The following is a 1488-nucleotide window of genomic DNA, read 5'->3' on the forward strand; positions in this document are numbered from 1 at the left end:
GAGTAATTGTCAATACCTGTGGATTGGTGTTTTTCAGGCGACCTCCGTTCCGGTCGGGGTGGCCGGGTTGTCGGCCGGTTCGGGTGGGGTGATGTCGACGGGTCGTTCGAGCAGTTTGCCTTTGTGGAACACCGCTCCGGCCCGGACCAGGGCGACCAGGTGCGGGGCGTTCACCGCCCGCCAGCGGGCTTGTGCGGCGTCAATGAGCTTGTAGGCCATGGCGATACCCGCCGCGCGGGAACCCGGCCCCTTGGTGACCTTGGTGCGCAACCGGACCGTGGCGAAGGTCGACTCGATCGGATTGGTGGTGCGCAGATGTACCCAGTGCTCGGCGGGATAGTGGTAGAACTCCAGCAGCACATCGAGGTCGTCAACGATCTTGGCCACGGCCTTGGGGAACTTGGCGCCGTAGTCCAGTTCGAAGGCTTTGACCGCGACCTGCGCGTGGTCGATGTCCTCGGCGCCCGCGATTTCCCGCATCGCCGCGATCGCCCCCGGATGCGCCGACTTCGGTAGTGCGGCAAGGACATTGGCCTGCTTGTGAAACCAGCACCGCTGCTCACGGGTATCGGGGAACACCTCACGGACCGCTTTCCAGAACCCCAGAGCACCGTCCCCGACCGCGAGCACCGGGGCGCGCATGCCACGGCGCCGGCAGTCCCGCAGCAGATCCGCCCACGAGTCCGCTGATTCGCGGTACCCGTCGGTCAGCGCGACCAGTTCCTTGCGGCCGTCGGCGCGCACCCCCAGCATCACCAGCAGGCACAGTTTGTCCTGCTCCAGGCGGACCTTGAGATGGATGCCGTCCACCCACAGGTACACATAATCGGTGCCCGACAGGTCCCGGCGGCCGAACGCGGCGGCCTCGTCCTGCCACTGCGCGGTCAGTCGGGTGATCGCCGGAGCCGAGAGCCCCGCCCCCGAGCCGAGGAACTGCTCCAACGCCGGACCGAAGTCGCTGCTGGACAGGCCATGCAGGTACAGCAACGGCAGCACCTCGGCCATCTGCGGGGACTTACGCGCCCACGCCGGCAGTATCTTCGACGAGAATCGTTGCCGCTCACCGGTTTCCGGATCGACCCGTTTGTCGTTGACCCGCGGCGCCTTCACCTCGATCGCCCCAGCGCCGGTGAGCACCTCCCGGACGTTGTGGTGGCCGTTGCGGACCACCAGCCGGTGCCCATTCTCGTCGACCTGATCGACGAACTGGTCGACATAGGCGGCGACCTCGGCCTGCAAAGCGGCGGCCAGCATCTGCCGGGCACCGTCGCGGACAATCTCATCCAACAACGACCGACCGGCACCGCTGCGGGTGTCGTTGGCCTGCGCGACATCGTGAACTACGGTGAGCACGGGCGTGCCTTCCCAACCAGCGCGCCAACGCCGGTCTTGATCAGAAACGAACTGGACTTGTGATCATCCCCGGGAAGGCGCGCCCACATTCACGCCGCCCTACCAAGGCTCATCCACAGGTTCTGATCATTGCTC

1 protein-coding gene is annotated in these 1488 nt (G+C 66.1%); it reads right to left on the bottom strand.

The genetic code is table 11. The features are described 5' to 3' along the window. Positions 1-33: 33 nt before the first annotated feature. Positions 34-1353 (bottom strand): IS256 family transposase, encoded by a 1320-nt coding sequence (locus ACJH7A_RS30470; protein ID WP_016894482.1) that lies wholly within the window; start codon positions 1351-1353, stop codon positions 34-36. Positions 1354-1488: the final 135 nt, after the last annotated feature.

This window comes from Mycobacterium sp. SMC-17 (genome assembly GCF_045310915.1).
Classification (GTDB): domain Bacteria; phylum Actinomycetota; class Actinomycetes; order Mycobacteriales; family Mycobacteriaceae; genus Mycobacterium.